Source organism: Nocardia alni (assembly GCF_019038435.1).
GTDB lineage: Bacteria > Actinomycetota > Actinomycetes > Mycobacteriales > Mycobacteriaceae > Nocardia > Nocardia alni.
Genome location: NZ_JAGPOX010000178.1, coordinates 1 through 17,382 on the forward strand (window position 1 = coordinate 1; position 17,382 = coordinate 17,382).

At 67.6% G+C, this 17,382-nt stretch carries 18 protein-coding genes; 6 read left to right on the forward strand and 12 right to left on the reverse strand.

The window, feature by feature from the left end:
• From JZ791_RS39250 to JZ791_RS39260, 3 genes are all read right to left on the reverse strand, one after another.
• Positions 1 to 722: SGNH/GDSL hydrolase family protein (locus JZ791_RS39250; protein ID WP_216902244.1), on the reverse strand; the 722-nt coding region annotated here is incomplete at its 3' end.
• A gap of 77 nt (positions 723 to 799) precedes the next feature.
• The gene (locus tag JZ791_RS39255) at positions 800 to 1,300 is read right to left on the reverse strand and encodes a GtrA family protein (protein ID WP_216902279.1); all 501 of its coding nucleotides are present in this window, start codon (positions 1,298 to 1,300) and stop codon (positions 800 to 802) included.
• Between the two features lie 228 nt (positions 1,301 to 1,528).
• A complete protein-coding gene (locus tag JZ791_RS39260; RefSeq protein WP_216902246.1) occupies positions 1,529 to 2,410 on the reverse strand; it encodes an SDR family oxidoreductase in 882 nt (293 codons plus the stop codon).
• Between the two features lie 85 nt (positions 2,411 to 2,495).
• Here JZ791_RS39260 and JZ791_RS39265 point away from each other — a divergent pair, with 85 nt between their 5' ends.
• Together JZ791_RS39265 and JZ791_RS39270 are read left to right on the forward strand one after the other, a co-directional pair.
• A complete protein-coding gene (locus JZ791_RS39265) occupies positions 2,496 to 3,068 on the forward strand; it encodes a TetR/AcrR family transcriptional regulator (protein ID WP_216902248.1) in 573 nt (190 codons plus the stop codon).
• A gap of 334 nt (positions 3,069 to 3,402) precedes the next feature.
• Positions 3,403 to 3,795: an OB-fold nucleic acid binding domain-containing protein gene (locus JZ791_RS39270; protein ID WP_216902250.1), complete on the forward strand. Its 393-nt coding sequence runs from the start codon at positions 3,403 to 3,405 to the stop codon at positions 3,793 to 3,795.
• Here JZ791_RS39270 and JZ791_RS39275 read toward each other — a convergent pair.
• Positions 3,771 to 4,451, reverse strand: a complete 681-nt coding sequence (locus JZ791_RS39275) for a potassium channel family protein (protein WP_216902252.1) — start codon at positions 4,449 to 4,451, stop codon at positions 3,771 to 3,773. The genes JZ791_RS39270 and JZ791_RS39275 overlap by 25 nt on opposite strands.
• A complete protein-coding gene (locus tag JZ791_RS39280; RefSeq protein WP_216902254.1) occupies positions 4,448 to 5,119 on the reverse strand; it encodes a potassium channel family protein in 672 nt (223 codons plus the stop codon). The genes JZ791_RS39275 and JZ791_RS39280 overlap by 4 nt, the downstream gene beginning before the upstream one ends.
• A 162-nt stretch (positions 5,120 to 5,281) precedes the next feature.
• Between JZ791_RS39280 and JZ791_RS39285 the strand changes: the two genes are divergently transcribed.
• Both JZ791_RS39285 and JZ791_RS39290 read left to right on the forward strand, forming a co-directional pair.
• Positions 5,282 to 7,267: an APC family permease gene (locus tag JZ791_RS39285; protein WP_216902256.1), complete on the forward strand. Its 1,986-nt coding sequence runs from the start codon at positions 5,282 to 5,284 to the stop codon at positions 7,265 to 7,267.
• Positions 7,268 to 7,330: 63 nt separating this feature from the next.
• Positions 7,331 to 7,558, forward strand: a complete 228-nt coding sequence (locus JZ791_RS39290; protein ID WP_216902258.1) for a hypothetical protein — start codon at positions 7,331 to 7,333, stop codon at positions 7,556 to 7,558.
• 169 nt (positions 7,559 to 7,727) lie between these two features.
• Here the strand turns inward: JZ791_RS39290 and JZ791_RS39295 are convergent, their stop codons facing one another.
• The 5 genes from JZ791_RS39295 to JZ791_RS39315 form a co-directional block, all read right to left on the reverse strand.
• Complete coding sequence (locus JZ791_RS39295) at positions 7,728 to 10,142, reverse strand: ATP-binding cassette domain-containing protein (protein ID WP_216902260.1); 2,415 nt, start codon at positions 10,140 to 10,142, stop codon at positions 7,728 to 7,730.
• An 878-nt stretch (positions 10,143 to 11,020) separates the two neighbouring features.
• Positions 11,021 to 11,479 carry a nitroreductase family deazaflavin-dependent oxidoreductase gene (locus tag JZ791_RS39300; protein WP_216902262.1) on the reverse strand — a complete coding sequence of 153 codons (459 nt, stop codon included), beginning with the start codon at positions 11,477 to 11,479 and terminating at the stop codon, positions 11,021 to 11,023.
• 3 nt (positions 11,480 to 11,482) lie between these two features.
• Complete coding sequence (locus tag JZ791_RS39305; protein ID WP_216902264.1) at positions 11,483 to 11,893, reverse strand: VOC family protein; 411 nt, start codon at positions 11,891 to 11,893, stop codon at positions 11,483 to 11,485.
• A 5-nt stretch (positions 11,894 to 11,898) separates the two neighbouring features.
• Positions 11,899 to 12,345, reverse strand: a complete 447-nt coding sequence (locus JZ791_RS39310) for a helix-turn-helix transcriptional regulator (protein WP_216902267.1) — start codon at positions 12,343 to 12,345, stop codon at positions 11,899 to 11,901.
• Positions 12,346 to 12,411: 66 nt separating this feature from the next.
• The gene (locus JZ791_RS39315) at positions 12,412 to 13,257 is read right to left on the reverse strand and encodes an SDR family NAD(P)-dependent oxidoreductase (RefSeq protein ID WP_216902269.1); all 846 of its coding nucleotides are present in this window, start codon (positions 13,255 to 13,257) and stop codon (positions 12,412 to 12,414) included.
• 191 nt (positions 13,258 to 13,448) lie between these two features.
• Between JZ791_RS39315 and gloA2 the strand changes: the two genes are divergently transcribed.
• Together gloA2 and JZ791_RS39325 are read left to right on the forward strand one after the other, a co-directional pair.
• Positions 13,449 to 13,835 carry an SMU1112c/YaeR family gloxylase I-like metalloprotein gene (gloA2, locus tag JZ791_RS39320; protein WP_216902271.1) on the forward strand — a complete coding sequence of 129 codons (387 nt, stop codon included), beginning with the start codon at positions 13,449 to 13,451 and terminating at the stop codon, positions 13,833 to 13,835.
• A 170-nt stretch (positions 13,836 to 14,005) separates the two neighbouring features.
• Positions 14,006 to 14,497: a peptidylprolyl isomerase gene (locus JZ791_RS39325; protein WP_216902273.1), complete on the forward strand. Its 492-nt coding sequence runs from the start codon at positions 14,006 to 14,008 to the stop codon at positions 14,495 to 14,497.
• Positions 14,498 to 14,863: 366 nt separating this feature from the next.
• Here JZ791_RS39325 and JZ791_RS39330 read toward each other — a convergent pair whose 3' ends face one another.
• Positions 14,864 to 15,358, reverse strand: a complete 495-nt coding sequence (locus JZ791_RS39330; RefSeq protein WP_216902275.1) for a phosphoribosyltransferase — start codon at positions 15,356 to 15,358, stop codon at positions 14,864 to 14,866.
• Positions 15,359 to 15,982: 624 nt separating this feature from the next.
• Positions 15,983 to 16,699 (reverse strand): SDR family oxidoreductase, encoded by a 717-nt coding sequence (locus JZ791_RS39335; protein WP_216902277.1) that lies wholly within the window; start codon positions 16,697 to 16,699, stop codon positions 15,983 to 15,985.
• Between the last annotated feature and the right edge of the window lie 683 nt (positions 16,700 to 17,382).

The following is a 17,382-nucleotide window of genomic DNA, read 5'->3' on the forward strand; positions in this document are numbered from 1 at the left end:
CCCGGGAGGGGGAGGTAGGCGTCGATCGTCCAGGGGTCGGGGCTTCCGGACGGGTGGTCCAGGCTGGGGGTGCGGGCGTCGATGAGTTCGGCGCCGGCGCGGTCGGCGGCCGAGGCGGTATGGGCGGCAAGGGATTCGGCGAACTGGGTGTAGTTGCGGTCGACCGGCGGATCGGTGGGGGAGCCCGAACCCAGCAGCGACAGGTAGTTCACCACCAGCACGCGGGCGTGCGGCGCGTGCTGGGCGATCGCCTCCAGCACCTCGGTCAGGCTCTGTTCGATGGTGTGCAGCCGGTGGTTGACCCCGGTCTCGTCGCCCATGCGGGCGATCGGCGGGATCAGCCGCAGCGGCAGCGGCAGCAGGCGGGCGAGCCGGTACTGGACCAGGCCGATATCGTTGCCGCCGATGGTGAGTGACACCAGATCGGTGTCGGCGTCGACCGCCGTGATCTGCGGCGGCTGGCCGTACTGCGATTCGCGAATGATGTGATCGCAGGTCGCACCGCTGCTGGTGACATCGGTCAGCCGCAGTCGCGCCCCGGCCGCGACGCGGTGCGCGTAGTTGGCCCGCGAACGTCCGGCCGGCCGTGGCGCCTGCGGCTCGCGCGGCGTGATGCCCGGCCCCGAGGCGAACGAACTACCCAGTGCCACATACTTTTTGCCCTGCCATCGATCCAAGGCCGGATCCGTCGCGGGCCTGCTGTGGTCGAGAATCCCGCTCACCTCCCTTTACACGCGTGGCCGCCGGTGTGCCCACCGGCGGCGTGCTGTCCACTCGACGACGCTCCCGCAGCGTCGAGTCAGAGGGTTTCCAGTTCTGCCTGGCGCAAATCGTCCGGAAATACGAAACGGCGCAGCGCCCAATACCGGAACGCCATGGCGAGTAGGACACCGAGGATCTGCCCCGTGATGAAATTCGACAACGCCTGTGTGGTGGGGGTGACATGCGGCACACGGATGTGGAAGAGGTACAGCGCGATCGCCTGCGGAATCAGCGTGACCCCCACCGACAGTGCGCTGACCCCGAAGAACAGCGCGGCCTCGTGCGCGCGCTGCCGCCCGCCGCGCGCGCTGAACGACCACTCGCGGTTGAGGATGTACGACGCGATCGTGGCGATGAGCACGCCGATCGCGCGCGCGGTGAGCGGCTTGTCCTGCAGCACCGTCAGTTTCAGCGAGTAGACGATGCCGGTGTCCACGAACCAGGTGATCGCGCCCACGACGGCGAACTTCATCAGCTCGGTATGCTGATGGAGGGTGGTGAGATACCGCTCCGGAACCCGATCGAGCGCAGTCTGCATCAACGACACGCAGCCACAATAGCCGGACTGACTGAATCCGGCATGACGCCACAGTCGCCGATTCGGGTACATGTTCGAATCGGCCGGTTACGTTTCGGCCGTGTGCGCCGGAAAATCGGTGTGCCGCAAATGATCAGCGCGCGGCTCGGTGACGGCCTGCTCTGGTGGCCGACCGGCACTCCGCTCGGTGCCGGTCGGCGCGCCACGACGACCACTACAGACCCGGCATCAGGGCTGGATGTTCTCCAGGTCCGCGAGCAGGCTCGGGTGTGTGGGCTGCCAGCCGAGCGCCTCGCGGGTGTGGGCGCTGGACGAGGGCTGATCCGTCGCGAAGATCTGGCCGAGCGGGCCGAAGGACTCCTGCGGCACGGATTTCACCTCGAGTCCCAGCCGGCGCCCGATGACCTCCGCCATATCGCGCACGGCGTCACCCTCGTCGGCCACGGCGTGCCATGCGGTCCCGCCCGGCGCCTTCTCCAGCGCCAGCCGGAACAGGACGGCCGCGTCGAGCGCGTGTACGGCGGGCCAGCGCTGGGCGCCGTCGCCCGGGTATCCGACGACACCGTTACCGCGTGCGATGTTGGTCAGCATTCCGGCGAATCCGCCCGTGCCCTCGTTGTGCACCGTGCGCGGCAGGCGCACGGCCGAACTCCGCACGCCGCGCGAGGACAGCGCGAGTATCGAGTTGACCGACCGGGCCCGGCCCCCGACGGGTCCGTCGGTCGACAGCGGATCGGCCTCGGTGGAGGCGCGGCCCGGTACCCCCGGTGTGCCCGCGACCGTGACCAGGGGACGGTCGGTGCCGACGAGTTCCTCGCCCAGCGCCGCCAGCGCCGCGCTCTCCTCGGCGACCGACGCCACGAGCGCCTCGGGGCTGCTGAAGTCGTTGCCGAAGGCCAGGTGGATCACGCCGTCGGCCTTGGCCGCGCCGGCGCGCAGCGTGGGCAGATCCGCGAGGCCGCCCCGGACGGTCTCGGCGCCGGCGGCTTCCACGGCCGCGGCGGACTTCTCGGAGCGGGCGAGCGCGAGGACGGTATGACCGTTGCCGAGCAGTTCGGCGACGACGGCCGAGCCGATCAGGCCGGTGCCACCAGTGATGAAGACGTGCATGTCTCTCCTTCGATAGTGACGAGACTCTTGTCCCATCACTATAGCTGAGTGATGAGACTCTTGTCCCATCGCATACTATGTGCTCATGGCACGGTGGGAACCTGGAGCACGCGATCGGCTCGTCCTGGCTGCCGTGGATCTGTTCACCGAGCAGGGATACGACGCCACGACGATCGCGCAGATCGCCGAGCGCGCCGGGGTTACGAAGAGCACGTTCTTTCGATACTTCCCCGATAAGCGTGAACTGCTGGCGGCCGGGCAGGAGACGCTGAGCCTGCTGCTGACCGAGGGAATCACCGAGGCGCCCGAGGGCGCGACACCGCTCGAGGCGGTCGCGGGCGGGCTCGAACGCGCATCGAGCGCGATGGGCCCGATGAACCGCGAAATCGGCCCCCGCCTGAAGGCCGCGATCGCCACGAACGTCGAGCTGCAGGAGCGCGACGCGCTGAAGAACGTGGGTCTCGCCGCCGCGATGGCGGACGCCCTCATCGCCCGCGCGGTGCCGGGGCCCTTGGCGAATCTCGCGGCCGAGCTGGGCGTGCTGGCATTCAAACAGGGTTTCGCCCAGTGGCTGGAAGCCGACCGCGACGCCGCCCTCGGGCCGTACACCCTCGCGGCTCTGGAAGAGCTTCGCGCGGCGAGCCGGTCCCTCACCTGAACGGAATCATCGTACGGTCCCGGGACCGTACGATGCGGCGATCGAAATGTGACGTTCATCCAAATCAATTGGACGAAAATCACATTCGGCCGGTGCGACCAGAACGAGACCGGCCCGATAAATATCAGGTTCGGCGAGGTGGTTGAGGCGCCTGCGGCTGGGGTAACTACACAGTGACCACGGTGGTTCGTCGCTGAGTGTGGCGCGAGTGAGACGCTCGTGGCGATCTCTCAGAATGCCCAACTACAGTGACCGCGTGCGGCCGAACATCGGGCGTATGCGAAATACCGGACGACGTGCGATACGCCGTTCGCAGTCCAGGAAGTGTTGTGAGATGTCCTTCGAGAAAAAGGCTGGACCGGACAGCGGTTTCTTCCGGCGCCTGGGCCATCGCCTGACTGCGGATCTGGGCTCGCTCGACGCCCAGGAGCTGGCCGAGACCTCGGAGGCGGCGGGCGCTTCGCAGGCCGCGCAGTGCCGTCGCGGCGAGGAAGTCACGATGTTGGGCCGGTTACGCAGCGTGGAAGAGTGTTCCAAGACGGCGGCCGGATGTCTCGAGGCCGAGTTCTTCGATGGCACCGACGCGGTCACGGTGGTCTGGATCGGCCGTCGGCGGATCGCGGGTATCGAGCCGGGACGCCACATCCTGGTGCGCGGCCGGATCGGTGACCGCGACGGCGCCAAGGTGATGTACAACCCCTACTACGAACTGCGCCGTAGTTCCTGATTCAGGCCCAACGCCTCGCGCAGTTCGTCCTCTGCCTCCGGCGCGGCCACGAACAGCAGCTCGTCCTGACCCTCGAGCGCGTCGTCGGGTTGCGGCGGGATAACCCGCTTGTGCCGCAGGATCGTCACCAGGGCGGTGTCGCGCGGCAGGCGCAGCGTCTGTACCGCGCGCCCGGCCAGCGGCGTATCGGCGGGCAGGGTGATCTCGACCAGATTGGCTCGGCCCTGCCGCAGTGCCATCAGGCGGACCAGATCCCCGACCGCCACCGCCTCCTCGGCCAGTGAGGCCAGCAGCCGCGGCGTCGACACCGCGACGTCCACACCCCAGGAGTCGTCGAACAGCCACTCGTTGCGCGGATCGTTGACCCGGGCCAGGACCCGCCCGACGCCGAACTCCGTCTTGGCCAGCAGGCTGTAGACCAGATTCGCCTTGTCGTCACCGGTGGCCGCGATCGCCACCTCGTACTCCTGCAACTGCGAATCCTCGAGCAACTCCAACTCGCAGGCGTCGCCGTGCACCCACGCCGCGGCGGACGCGCTCTTCGGGTCGATATGGTCGAGGCGGCGCTCGATGAGCAGCACCTCGTGCCCGCCGCGCAGCAGTTCCTGGGCGATGGAGCGCCCGACGGCGCCGGCCCCGGCGATGGCTACCTTCACGAATGCTCCTCGATCGCGGGTGCGGCGGCGGCCAGGGCGACCGCCTCGCCGACGGTGCCGGAGGTGGCGGCGACGTAGACGGTGTCGTCGGCCTGCAGCACGGTCTTGCCGGTGGCCAGAATGCCCTGCCCGAAGCGTATGACGACCACCACCCGGACGCCGACCGCCCCCTCCAGATCGCGCACCGTCAGCCCGGACCACTCCTCGTGCAGGGGCAGTTCGGTGACCGCGACCGTGCCGGTGGGGTCACGCCAGGTGGTGGTCGATCGGTCGCCGATGAGGGTGCGCAGGAAACGGTCCGTCGTCCACGGCACCGTGGCGATGGTCGGGATGCCGAGGCGTTCGTAGACCGCGGCGCGTTTGGCGTCGTAGATGCGCGCCACGACCCTGTCGATGCCGAAGGTCTCGCGCGCCACCCGCGCGGAGATGATGTTGGAGTTGTCGCCGGAGGACACCGCCGCGAACGCGCCCGCCCGTTCGATACCGGCTCGCTGCAACACCTCCCGGTCGAAGCCGATGCCGGTGACCTGGGCGCCGTCGAAGTCCTTGCCGAGGCGCAGGAACGCGCTGGGATCGCGATCGATCACGGCGACCTCATGACCGACCCGGATCAGGGCACGGGCCAGCGACGAGCCGACTCGGCCACATCCCATGATCACTACGTACACCGTGCCAACTCCAATTCCGGAAACCGCGCGTGCTCTGGGTCCATCGTCGCAGGAACCGTACCCGGCGCGTTTCCCGGCAGCCAGTTTCCCTTTCCGCGCCGATCGAAAACGTGACCGGGTGCTGGCTACGCAGCCGGGGTCGCTGGCTTTATGCTGTGGCGAGTGTCCAAGTTGACGACGGCCGCCAAGCGTATGCTGGTCGGTCGCCCCTTCCGTAGTGACTCCCTGGGTCACACACTACTGCCCAAGCGAATCGCGTTGCCGGTCTTCGCTTCCGACGCGTTGTCCTCTGTCGCGTACGCCCCCGAGGAGATCTTCCTCGTCCTGTCCACCATGGGACTGTCGGCGTACGTGTACGCGCCCTGGGTCGGGCTCGCGGTGGCGGCGGTCATGTCGGTGGTCGTGGCCAGCTATCGCCAGAACGTGCACGCCTATCCCTCCGGCGGCGGCGACTACGAGGTGGCCACGACCAACCTCGGGCCGACGGCCGGACTGACCGTCGGCAGCGCGCTGCTGGTCGACTACGTGCTGACAGTCGCGGTGTCGATGTCCTCGGCCGCCTCGAACATCGGCTCCGCGGTGCCGTTCGTCGATTCGCACAAGGTGCTGTTCGCGGTCGCGGCGATCGTGTTGCTGGCCGCGATGAACCTGCGCGGGGTACGCGAATCCGGCGCCGCGTTCGCGGTACCGACCTACGCGTTCATGATCGGTGTGTTCATCATGCTGGTCTGGGGCTTCGTGCGGATCGAGGTGTTGGGCGATCATCTGCACGCCGCGTCGTCCGCGTTCACGTTGCAGGGCGGGTCGCATCTGCAGGGGCTGGCGTTCGCCTTCCTCATCGCGCGATCGTTCTCCTCCGGATGTGCCGCCCTGACCGGTGTGGAGGCCATCAGCAACGGTGTGCCGGCGTTCCGGAAACCGAAGTCCCGCAACGCCGCGACGACGTTGCTGCTGCTCGGCGCCATCGCGGTGTCGCTGCTGCTTGGCATCATCCTGCTGGCGCGCAAGCTGGGCGTGGTTTTCGCCAACAATGTCGGCGATCTGGTCGGCGCGCCGCCGGGATATACGCAGAAGACGCTGATCGCGCAGCTCGCGGAGACGGTATTCCACGGTTTTCCGGTCGGCTTCTACTTCGTCACCACGGTCACGGCGCTGATTCTCGTGCTGGCGGCCAACACCGCCTTCAACGGATTTCCGGTGCTCGGCTCGATTCTGGCGCAGGACCGATTCCTGCCGCGGCAGCTGCACACCCGTGGTGACCGGCTGGCCTACAGCAACGGCATCCTGTTCCTGTCGGGCGCGGCGATCGCGTTCGTCGTGCTGTTCGGCGCCGAGGTGACCCGCCTCATCCAGCTCTACATCGTCGGTGTGTTCGTCTCGTTCGTGCTCAGTCAGACCGGCATGCTGCGGCACTGGACGCGGTTGCTGCGCACCGAGACCGATCCGGCGGTGCGGCGGCGGATGATGCGGTCGCGGGTGATCAACGCCATCGGGCTCACCATGACCGGACTGGTGCTGATCGTCGTGCTGATCACGAAGTTCCTGGCCGGCGCGTGGATCGCGATCGTCACCATGGTGTCGATCTTCGTGCTGATGAGGATGATTCGCCGGCATTACGACACGGTCAGCCGGGAGCTCGACGAAAGCGAATGGGAAGGGGTGCTGCCCAGCCGTACCCATTCGATCGTTCTGGTCTCGAAGCTGCATCTGCCGACGCGGCGGGCGCTGGCCTATGCGCGCGCCACCCGGCCCGACGAGCTGGAGGCGATCACGGTCAACGTCGACGAGCAGGACACCCGGGAACTGGTGCGCGCATGGCGCGAGAGCGATATCGTGGTGCCGCTCAAGGTGATCGAATCTCCGTACCGTGAAATCACCAAGCCCGTGGTGGATTACGTCAAGCGGGTGCGCAGCGACTCACCGCGCGAGGTGGTCACGGTGTTCATCCCGGAATACGTGGTGGGTCACTGGTGGGAACAGTTGCTGCACAACCAGAGTGCGCTGCGCTTGAAGGGCAGGCTGCTGTTCGAGCCCGGGGTCATGGTGACAAGTGTGCCGTGGCAACTCAGTTCGTCGGCGAAGGGTCGTAAGACGAAGGTGGTCAACGCGCCCGGTGCGGTGCGGCGAGGGTACGAGCAGCGGCGCTGAGCGATTCTTCGCAATGGTAACGTTCCATCGTTCGCTGCGCCTCGAGCCGAGGAGTTCCGCGTTGTGAGAGCGATCGTCTGGTTTGTCGATGTCGTGGTGGGGATCTGCGGAAGCGTGGTGTTCCTCGGGCTGGCGACGGTGTCCATCTCCGATGCGGTCGAGCGTTACCGCGGCCGGGGCGGCTTCGGCGCACCGCCCCACGACCTGCGCCGCATGGCCGTCGACATGGCGGTCGCGGTGCTGTGCCTGGGCCTGCTGGCGGCGCTGTTCAGCTTCGTTGTCACCTGGTGAGCGAGGCGTCGCCCAAGGCCGGTGCGTCGCGCATCGTCCTGGGCGGCGATCAGGTCGCGCTCGCCCCGGTAGCGTGGTGCTCGAGCACCTCCCGGAGATCGAGCACGGTGGCGGGCGCGAGGGTCTCACCGGATGACATCACGCCTCGATCGTGTCAGGTCGGGCGGATTCAGGCTCCGACGTATTCCGCCAGGTGTTGGGCAGTGAGGGTCGTGCGGGCGGTGACCAGGTCGGTGGGGGTGCCCTCGAAGATGATGGCGCCGCCGTCGTGGCCCGCGCCGGGGCCCAGGTCGATGATCCAGTCGGCGTGGGCCATCACTGCCTGGTGATGTTCGATGACGATGACCGATTTGCCGGCCTCCACCAGGCGGTCGAGCAGGGCCAGGAGTTGCTCGACGTCGGCTAGGTGCAGGCCGGTGGTCGGCTCGTCCAGCACGTAGATGCCGCCCTTGTCGGACATGTGGGTGGCCAGTTTGAGGCGCTGGCGCTCGCCGCCGGAGAGGGTGGTGAGTGGCTGGCCGAGGCTCAGGTAGCCGAGACCCACATCGGCGAGATGTTGCAGGATCTTGTGTGCGGCGGGGATTTTCGCCTCGCCGTCGGCGAAGAATCCGACGGCCTCGCTCACCGGCATCGCGAGCACCTGGCTGATATCACGCCCGCCGAGGTGGTAGTCCAGCACCGCCGCCTGGAATCGCTTGCCCTCGCACACCTCGCAGGTGACCGCGACGCCGGCCATCATCGCCAGGTCGGTGTAGATCACGCCCGCGCCGTTGCAGTTCGGGCACGCGCCCTCCGAATTCGCGCTGAACAGTGCGGGTTTCACGCCGTTGGCCTTCGCGAACGCCTTGCGGATCGGCTCGAGCAGGCCGGTGTAGGTCGCCGGGTTGCTGCGCCGCGAGCCGCGGATCGAACCCTGGTCCACCGATACCACGTTCTCGCCGGCCGGGATCGAGCCGTGCACGAGCGAACTCTTGCCCGAGCCCGCCACGCCGGTGATCACCACGAGCACGCCGAGCGGGATGTCGACGTCGACGTCGCGCAGGTTGTTCGCGTTCGCGCCACGAATCTCCAACGCGCCCTTGGATTCCCGGTGAGACTTCTTGAGCTCGGCGCGGTCGTCGAAGTGCCGCCCGGTGATCGTGCCGCTGGTGCGCAGCGCCTCGACCGTGCCCTCGAAGCACAGGGTGCCGCCCGCGCCGCCCGCGCCGGGACCCAGGTCCACGACATGGTCGGCGATCGCGATCGTCTCCGGTTTGTGCTCGACCACGAGCACCGTATTGCCCTTGTCCCGCAACCGCAGCAGCAGCGCGTTCATCCGCTGGATGTCGTGCGGGTGCAGACCGATCGTCGGCTCGTCGAAGACGTAGGTGACATCGGTGAGCGCCGAGCCGAGGTGCCGAATCATCTTGACGCGCTGCGCCTCACCGCCCGACAGCGTGCCCGAGGGCCGGGACAGCGACAGATAGCCCAGGCCGATCTCCACGAACGAGTCCAGCACGTGCCGCAGCGAGGTCAGCAGGGGCGCGACGGACGGATCATGCAGTCCGCGCGCCCATTCGGCCAGATCGCTGATCTGCATCGCGCAGGCGTCGGCGATGCTGATCTTCCCGACCTTGGAGGATCGCGCCAGCTCGCTCAGGCGGGTGCCCTCGCACTCGGGGCAGACGGCGAAGGTGACCGCCCGCTCCACGAACGCGCGAATATGCGGCTGCAGCGCGTCGACCTCCTTGGACAGCATCGACTTCTGAATCCTCGGGATCAGGCCCTCGTAGGTGAGGTTGATGCCCTCGACCTTGATCTTGGTCGGCTCCTTGTAGAGCAGATCGTTGCGTTCGCGCTTGGTGTACTTCTTGATGGGTTTGTCGGGATCGAAGAGACCGCTGCCCATGAAGATCCGGCCGTACCACCCGTCCATGCTGTAGCCGGGAATGGTGATCGAGCCCTCGCGCAGGGATTTCGTCTCGTCGAAGATCTGGGTGAGGTCGATGTCGTTGACCGAGCCTCGGCCCTCGCAGCGCGGGCACATACCACCGGTGATGCTGAAACTGCGTCGCTCCCGCACCTGCTGCCCGCCGCGCTCGACGGTGACCGCGCCCGCGCCGCTGATCGAGGCGACGTTGAACGAGTATGCCTGCGGCGAGCCGATATGCGGCTCGCCCAGGCGGCTGAACAGGATGCGCAGCATCGCGTTGGCATCGGTGGCGGTGCCGACAGTGGAACGCGGATCGCTTCCCATGCGCTGCTGATCGACGATGATCGCGGTGGTCAGCCCCTCGAGCACGTCGACCTCGGGCCGGGCCAGCGTGGGCATGAAGCCCTGGACGAACGCGCTGTAGGTCTCGTTGATCAGCCGCTGCGACTCGGCGGCGATCGTATCGAACACCAGTGAACTCTTGCCCGACCCGGAGACGCCGGTGAACACCGTGAGACGGCGCTTGGGGATCTCGACGTCGATGTTCTTGAGATTGTTCTCCCGAGCGCCCTGCACACGGATCAGCTCATAGCTGTCGGCGCCCCGCGGGGGAGGGGAGGCCTTGCTTTGCGATGTACGAGAGCTGGCACTCTTCCGCGTGGCCTTGGTCATCGAGTCTCCAGTGTTTCGGGTAGGTCGTGGGTTCGGATGTGCAGCGTGTCGGATCAGCTCGGGTATGCCTGGTCGGCTCGCTGCCGGATGTGGCTTCGATGCGGGGGCGCCCGATGACTCGTGTGTTCGCCGAGACCCGGATGCCAGGGCGCGGATCGGGTCAGGGCGATGGATCGGCGTGCCTCGCGGCGCCGGGATGGCTGCGATGCCTCGGATCGGTCGGACTCCCTGCCGCATCCGGCGGCGAGCCCGCCCACCGCATTGCGCAAACCACTTGTGAAGACGGCACGATCATCGCCGAGCCCGTCGTAATCGGCGACGAGGCGCGCATCGGCTCGAAGCGGTGACCAGCCCCGGCAACAGTGGCCCGATCGCATTTCACCGCAGCTTCGGCTTCGTGCGTGGCGCCTTGTCCAGGTGCGGCGTCGGTGAACGCGGGTGTGCGATGGCTTGTGCGTTCCCAGTGAGCTGGGCTGCTTGGCTGCCGGGTCTCGGATCGGCCGTGGCTCGCGGTGCCGGGATGGGCTGCGGCGGCGGGGACCGGCGGTATGCGGTGTGGTGGGCGGGCTCGGCTCGGTGCCGGATGTGGCTTCGCGTCTGAGCCGTCCGATGGTTTGCGCGGTCACGAAGATCTGTGTTGTCCGGCTGCTCGATGGCCCGGATGGGGTCGTGCCTGGTGGCGCCGGGATGGGCTGCGGCGGCCGGGCTCGGCGGCATGTGGGGCTGGTCGGCTTGGTCGGTTGTGTGCTGGAGCTTGTGGCCTGGGTGTTCGGGTGCGGCCGTGTGCTGGGGCGTCCGAGGTGGGATGTACTTCGGGAGACTCGGGCCGGTGGGTGCACGAGTCTCGGAACGGCTGCGGATCGGGGATTGGCGGGCGCTCATGTGCGGGTGAGCCGGACCACCGGGTAGACGCGGGTGGACTTTTTCTGGTACTTCCCGTAGCGGGGCTGATCGGTTGCGATGCGTTTCCACGCCTGCTCGCGTTCGTCGCCGTCGAGGCGGTGCGGGGTGACCGGGATCGGCTCGTCGCCGTGCGGCTCGACCGATATGCGGTCGGGGTGCGCCATCATGTTGGCGTACCAGTCCGGGTTGCGTTTGCCGCCGCCCGAGGCGACGACCAGCCAGGCGTCGTCGTGTTCGGGGTCGGCGAACCAGGTCACCGGCACCTGGCGCGGCTGTTCGGTGCGGCTGCCGACCGTGTGCAGGATGAACACGTCCATCCCCATGATCGTGCCGGTTTTGCGGCGGATGCGGGTGACCGTGCGGGCGTTCATCGTCCGCTGCATCCATCGGGAGAGCGGGCCCGGGCCGTCAGGGGTGCGGGTCTGCTGCGTCATGGCTCAGCTCACCTCCTGGATGCGGACCATGTTGCCCGCCGGATCGCGGAAGGCGCAGTCGCGCACGCCGTACGGTTGCTCGGTCGGCTCCTGGACCACTTCGGCGTCGGTACCCTGCACCTTCTCGAAGGTGGCGTCGAGGTCCTTGGTGGCCAGCAGGATGCTGCCGAAGCTGCCCTTGGCCATCATCTCGGCGATGGCGCGGCGCTCGTCGTCGGTGATGCCGGGGCTGGCCTCCGGCGGATACAGCACGATGGAGGTCTCGGGCTGATCGGCGGGGCCTACCGTCAGCCAGCGCAGGCCGTTGTAGCCGACATCCTGGCGCAGCTCGAAACCCAGCGCGTCGCGGTAGAAGGCCAGGGCGGCCTCCGGATCGTTCTGCGGCAGAAAACTCGAGTGGATGGTGATGTTCATGGCAATCACGCTAGTTGCGGGGTGGTTACCTGCGCTTCTCGATTCCTGATCGGTCTGGTGACGTCTTTGGCTACACACGACGGCATGCCCTCGGTGGCATTCGCCGATTCGCGCCGGTAGACGCTGGGCGGGACGCCGACCAGCTCCGCGAAACGGGTGCTGAAGGTGCCCAGCGACGAGCAGCCGACCGCGAAGCAGACCTCGGTGACGCTCATATCGCCCCGGCGCAGCAGCGCCATCGCGCGTTCGATGCGCCTGGTCATCAGGTAGGCGTAGGGGGACTCGCCGTATGCGGTGCGGAACTGGCGGCTCAGGTGCCCGGACGACATGTGCGCGTCGCGGGCCAGGGCCTCGACGTCCAACGGCTGGGCGTACTCGCGATCGATCCTGTCGCGGACGCGGCGTAACCGCGCGAGATCGCGCAGGGACTGCTCCGGGGCGGGTCTGGTCATAGCGTGATCGTACGTCCGGGCTACGACAGGTCCGGGCGGTATGTGAGGGTCGGGGGAGCGGGGTTGTCACGCGCCGGGCGTCGGCAGCCCTGTCAGTTCGGCGCTGATCGCGCACAAGCGGTCGCCCGCGGTGTCGTCCCGCGCGAGCTCCGAGGGCGGACGCACACGGTCGTTGTGGAAGTAGCAGCCGGTCACCGCGACCAGGTTCGGGTCGATGGCCAGATAGGTGAGCCGCCGTCCGCCTTCGTCGGCGGAGGTCATGAACATCCGCTTGCCCAGCGCCAGCACGGGACGAACGATGGCCGGGAGCGCGTCCCAGATGCCGGTGGCGACGGTGCCGGGGTGAAATGCGTTGGCGGTCACGCCCGTTCCGGCCAGCCGCCGCGACAGCGCCCGGGCGTACATGACATTGGCGAGCTTGGAGCGTCCGTACGCCTTCTGCGCCGAATATCCGTGTGTATAGCCGAGATCGGCGAAATCCATGGTCGCGCCGTAGTGCATGACCGAGGAGGTGAAGACGACTCGCGCCGGGGCGCTGTCGATCAGACGATCCAGCAGCAGTTCGGTGAGCAGGAATCCACCGAGGTGGTTCGTGGCGAACGTGGTCTCGATGCCGTCGGCGGATTCCTTGCGGCCCATGAAGAATCCGCCCGCGTTGTTGGCCAGCACGTCGATGCGGGCATAGCTGTCCAGCACCGTCGCCGCCAGCGCGCGAACCGAATGCTGCGATGCCACATCGCATTCGATCGTATCGACCGCGCCGGCCCCGGCCGACCGCACTCGCTCGGCCGCCGCGGTGAGCCGATCGGCATTGCGTCCGACCAGAATCAGCCGGTCGCCTTCCTCGGCGATCTGTTGCGCCGCCGCGAGCCCGATGCCTGATGTAGCCCCTGTGACCAGGATCGTTTTCATGTCCGGTCACCCTGCCAGACGCGGCATCTGTTGTCCTGTCAAGCGATCCTCCATCGGGAGAGTCTCATTTTGGAAAATACCGTCATGGAATTATGCGCATTCAGGCATTTGAATCCGTGTTGTCGGCCGGACGAGGGACCATGCGTACAGCAAGCAAGGATGAGGAAGGAAGCTCGGTTAGCGTCTGGCGGATGGAACTGCAGCGGATCCACCACGCGGCGATCATCGCCTCGGACTACGCGGTGTCGAGGGCCTTTTACACCGAGGTGCTCGGGCTGCGGGTGGTGGCGGAGAACTATCGGGCCGAGCGCGAGTCGTACAAGCTGGACCTGGCGCTCCCGGACGGTTCGCAGATCGAGCTGTTCTCCTTCCCGAGCCCGCCCGCGCGGGTATCGCGCCCGGAGGCGTGCGGCCTGCGCCATCTGGCCTTCGCGGTCGCCGACCTGGACGCGACACTCGAGGAACTGCTGGACAGGGGAGTGTCTGTAGAGCCGGTGCGGGTGGACGAATACACCGGCCGACGTTTCACATTTTTCGCCGACCCGGACGGCCTGCCGTTGGAGCTGTACGAAGCCTGATACCGAACATTCCGACACGCCCGGCCGACACTCGGTCAACCCATCGTGCACAGCGCACCCGCCTGCATCCACGAGGGGAAGGTGAGCGAACGGTAGCGCGGGCGGCGGGGATCGGACGTCGGTGGTGGACGGGCGGCGAGTCGGGCAGGGGGCTCCCATACGATGGTCGAATGACCACAGTCTTGTTGAACACCTCAGCCGGGGACATCACGTTGGAGCTGGACGAAGCCAAGGCGCCGAAGTCCGTTGCCAACTTCGTCGAGTACGTCAAGTCGGGGCATTACGCCGGCACAGTGTTCCATCGGGTGATTCCCGGGTTCATGGTGCAGGGCGGCGGGCTGACCGCGGATATGCAGCAGAAGCCCGCGCCGCAGAAGGTGGAGAACGAGGCCGGGAACGGTCTGAAGAACGACAAGTACACCGTCGCGATGGCCCGCACGTCGGATCCGCACTCGGCCAGCGCCCAGTTCTTCATCAACACCAGCAGCAACGACTTCCTGAACTACCCGGGCCAGGACGGCTGGGGCTACGCGGTCTTCGGCAAGGTGGCCGGCGGCAGCGAGGTCGTGGATCAGATCGAGAAGGTCCGCACCGGTTCCAAGTCCGGCCACCAGGACGTGCCCGTCGAGCCGATCACCATCGTCTCGGCCACCCTGGTCTGAACCGCACCTGACTCCGTCCCGGACAACCGGCCCACCTGGGTGTCCGCGGGGACCGAGCAGCCTGCGGGGACCGAACAGCCTGTGGAGACTGAGCAGCCTGTGGGGACTGAGCAGCCTGTGGGGACCGAGCAGCCTGTGGGGACCGAGCAGCCTGTGGGGACCGAGCAGCCTGTGGGGACCGAGCAGCCTGTGGGGACCGAGCAGCCTGTGGGGACCGAGCAGCCTGCGGGGACCGAACAGCCTGCGGAGACTGAGCAGCCTGCGGAGACCGAACAGCCTGCGGAGACTGAACAACCTGCGGGGACCGAACAGCCCGTGTGCGCACCGAACTCGGTGCACACGCGGGCTGCGTTCTCTCTCGGGTGGTCAGGCGTCCAGGACCCGGGCCTCTCGCTTGACCACCGGGGGCAGCACCGACCAGGGGAAGTTGATCCACCGATCGGTGTGCCGCCAGACGTATTCGCACGACACCTCCGAACGCGGCTTCTGATAGATCACCGCGCAGCGCACCTCGGCGACCTTGTCGGCGCAGAAGTCGCGCACGAGTTTCAGCGTCGCGCCGGTATCGGCCACATCGTCGGCGACGAGCACCCGAGCACCCGCCAGATCCACGGCCGACGGCACGGGCGGCAGCATCACCGGCAGATCCAGGCGCTGATCGACCCCGGTGTAGAACTCCACGTTCATCACATGGAGGTTCTTCACATCGAGCGCGTATCCCAGCGCCCCAGCGACGAATAGCCCGCCCCGAGCGATCGACAGGATGAGGTCAGGATCGAAACCGTCGTCGGCAACCTGCTCGGCCAGCTCCCTGCTCGCGCTGCCGAACAACTCCCAGCTGAGTTCCTCGCGATCGCTCATCCCTGCCTACTCCCTCCTCCGGCCGCGGCCGTCCGTGCCGGACTTGGAGGCAGAGTATCGGACTCCATACCGCGCCTCGCCAGGAGTATTGAGTTGGCCGCAGACCCGGCATCCAGCCCGGCCTATCGCTGCATTTTTCGGCCCCGTAACTCCGGTCCCGGACAATCACCCCCACAGAATGCAGCGGGAGGCCGGTGCTCCGGCACCGACTCGAAACCACACCGACAACCCGCCACACGCTGGTGCACGACCACCACGCCGAACCACACGGTGCGTGCAGACCCGCACCCCCCACGCGATACCCGGCCTCCCGCCGCACTTTTCCGCCACGAAACTCTGGTGTCCGACGAATACGCCCCAAAAATGCAGCGGGAGGCCGGTTCTCCCAGCCACCCGCCCCGACACCACACCCGAGACCGGTCTCAATGCACGGCCGCGACCACACCGCACGCCCCGAGCCGACCACACACCACCACACGAAGGACAACCCGGCCTATCACTACATTTTGGCGGTTCGGTACGCCGCTTTCGGATAATTCGGGCCGCAAAATGTAGCGGGAGGCCGGTTCTCCGGGCCTTGTGCCGGGAGGCCCCCGTGAGCATGGCGGCTTCGCTCGGAGTGGCTCATACGAGGTGGTGGCCGCCGTCTACATGCAGGACCGTGCCGGTCAGGAAGCCGTTGTCGAGCACGGCGCGGAATGCCGCGGCGATATCGTCCGGATGGCCGATGCGGCCCACGGGAAGTCGTGCTGCCATGGCGGCGAGGCGCTCGTCCTTGGCGTCGCCGGCGAGACTGGTCCAGATAGGGGTGTCGACCCAGCCCGGGGAGACGGCGTTGACCCGGACGGGAGCCAGCTCCAGGGCGAGCGCCCGGACCAGGCCCTCGAGAGCGGCGTTGGCGGTGGCCACGACGGTGCCGTTGACCGCAGGACGATATGCGGCGATTCCCGAAGTGACAGTGAAGGATTCGGCGAGCACCGGCGCGGCATACTTGGCGACGAGCCAGGGCCCGAGCACCTTGGTATCGATGACGCCCCGCGCATCCGCGAGCGGCAGCTGTGCCAGCGGCGCGTATCCGTGCGACATGTCGGCGGCGGTGACGACGACATGTCCGAGGCGTCCGATGCCCTGGAACAGCCGGCGCACCGAATCCTCGTCGGCGATATCGACCGGCGCGGTGTGGAGACGGTCCGAGCCGAGGTCGACGGCGGCCGCGTCGAGCCGATCTCGGGAGCGCCCGGCGATGGTGACTTCCAGACCGTCGGCCAACAGGCTACGCGCCAAGGCCAATCCCATGCCGGAACCGCCGCCGATGATGAGAGTGTGCGAGATATCTGTCATGGACACGACTGTCGTCGGCCATGCGAATGCCGGGGAGACCGTGACAGGCATGGTCCTGACGGGGTCACCCGGCTCGGTAGCCGGAGTCAGAGCAAGGCCGCGGGCTCGGGGGGCGGTGCGGCTGAGGGATACCTACCGGTCGCGATGGGCTGGCGGCGGGCGGTCGATCACGGAGTGTCAGAGCGGGCGCCGGCCAGCAGAGGGCAACCGGTAGCGGGCCGATCGGTCGCGATCGTCGGCCTGAGTGATTTTCTGTCGGCGCGAGTTGCTCGGCACGACCCGAGCAACTCGGGATCACCACCAGAGGAGGGCGCCGCGCGGGAGGCACTCATTGAGGGTGCCGGCCGGCGGAGCGTGACTGGTTGCGGGCGGGTCGGTCGCGGTTGTCAGGGCTGGGTGATTTTCTGTGGTCGTGGTCGGCTCGGCTACGACCGAGCGGCCGGGAGCAGCACCGGTGGAGGGCGGCGGGCGTGAGAGGTAGTCGTTGGAGTATCTGGCCACTTCGGGATCGCCGGACGGGGTGTGGCGGGCTGGTCCTGGTGAGGTCACCGCCGGTGTGGCGGGCTGGTCCTGGTGAGGTCACCGCCGGTGTGGCGGGCTGGTCCTGGTGAGGTCACCGCCGGTGTGGCGGGCTGGTCCAGGTGAAGTCACTACTGGTGGGGCGGGCTGGTCCTGGTGAGGTC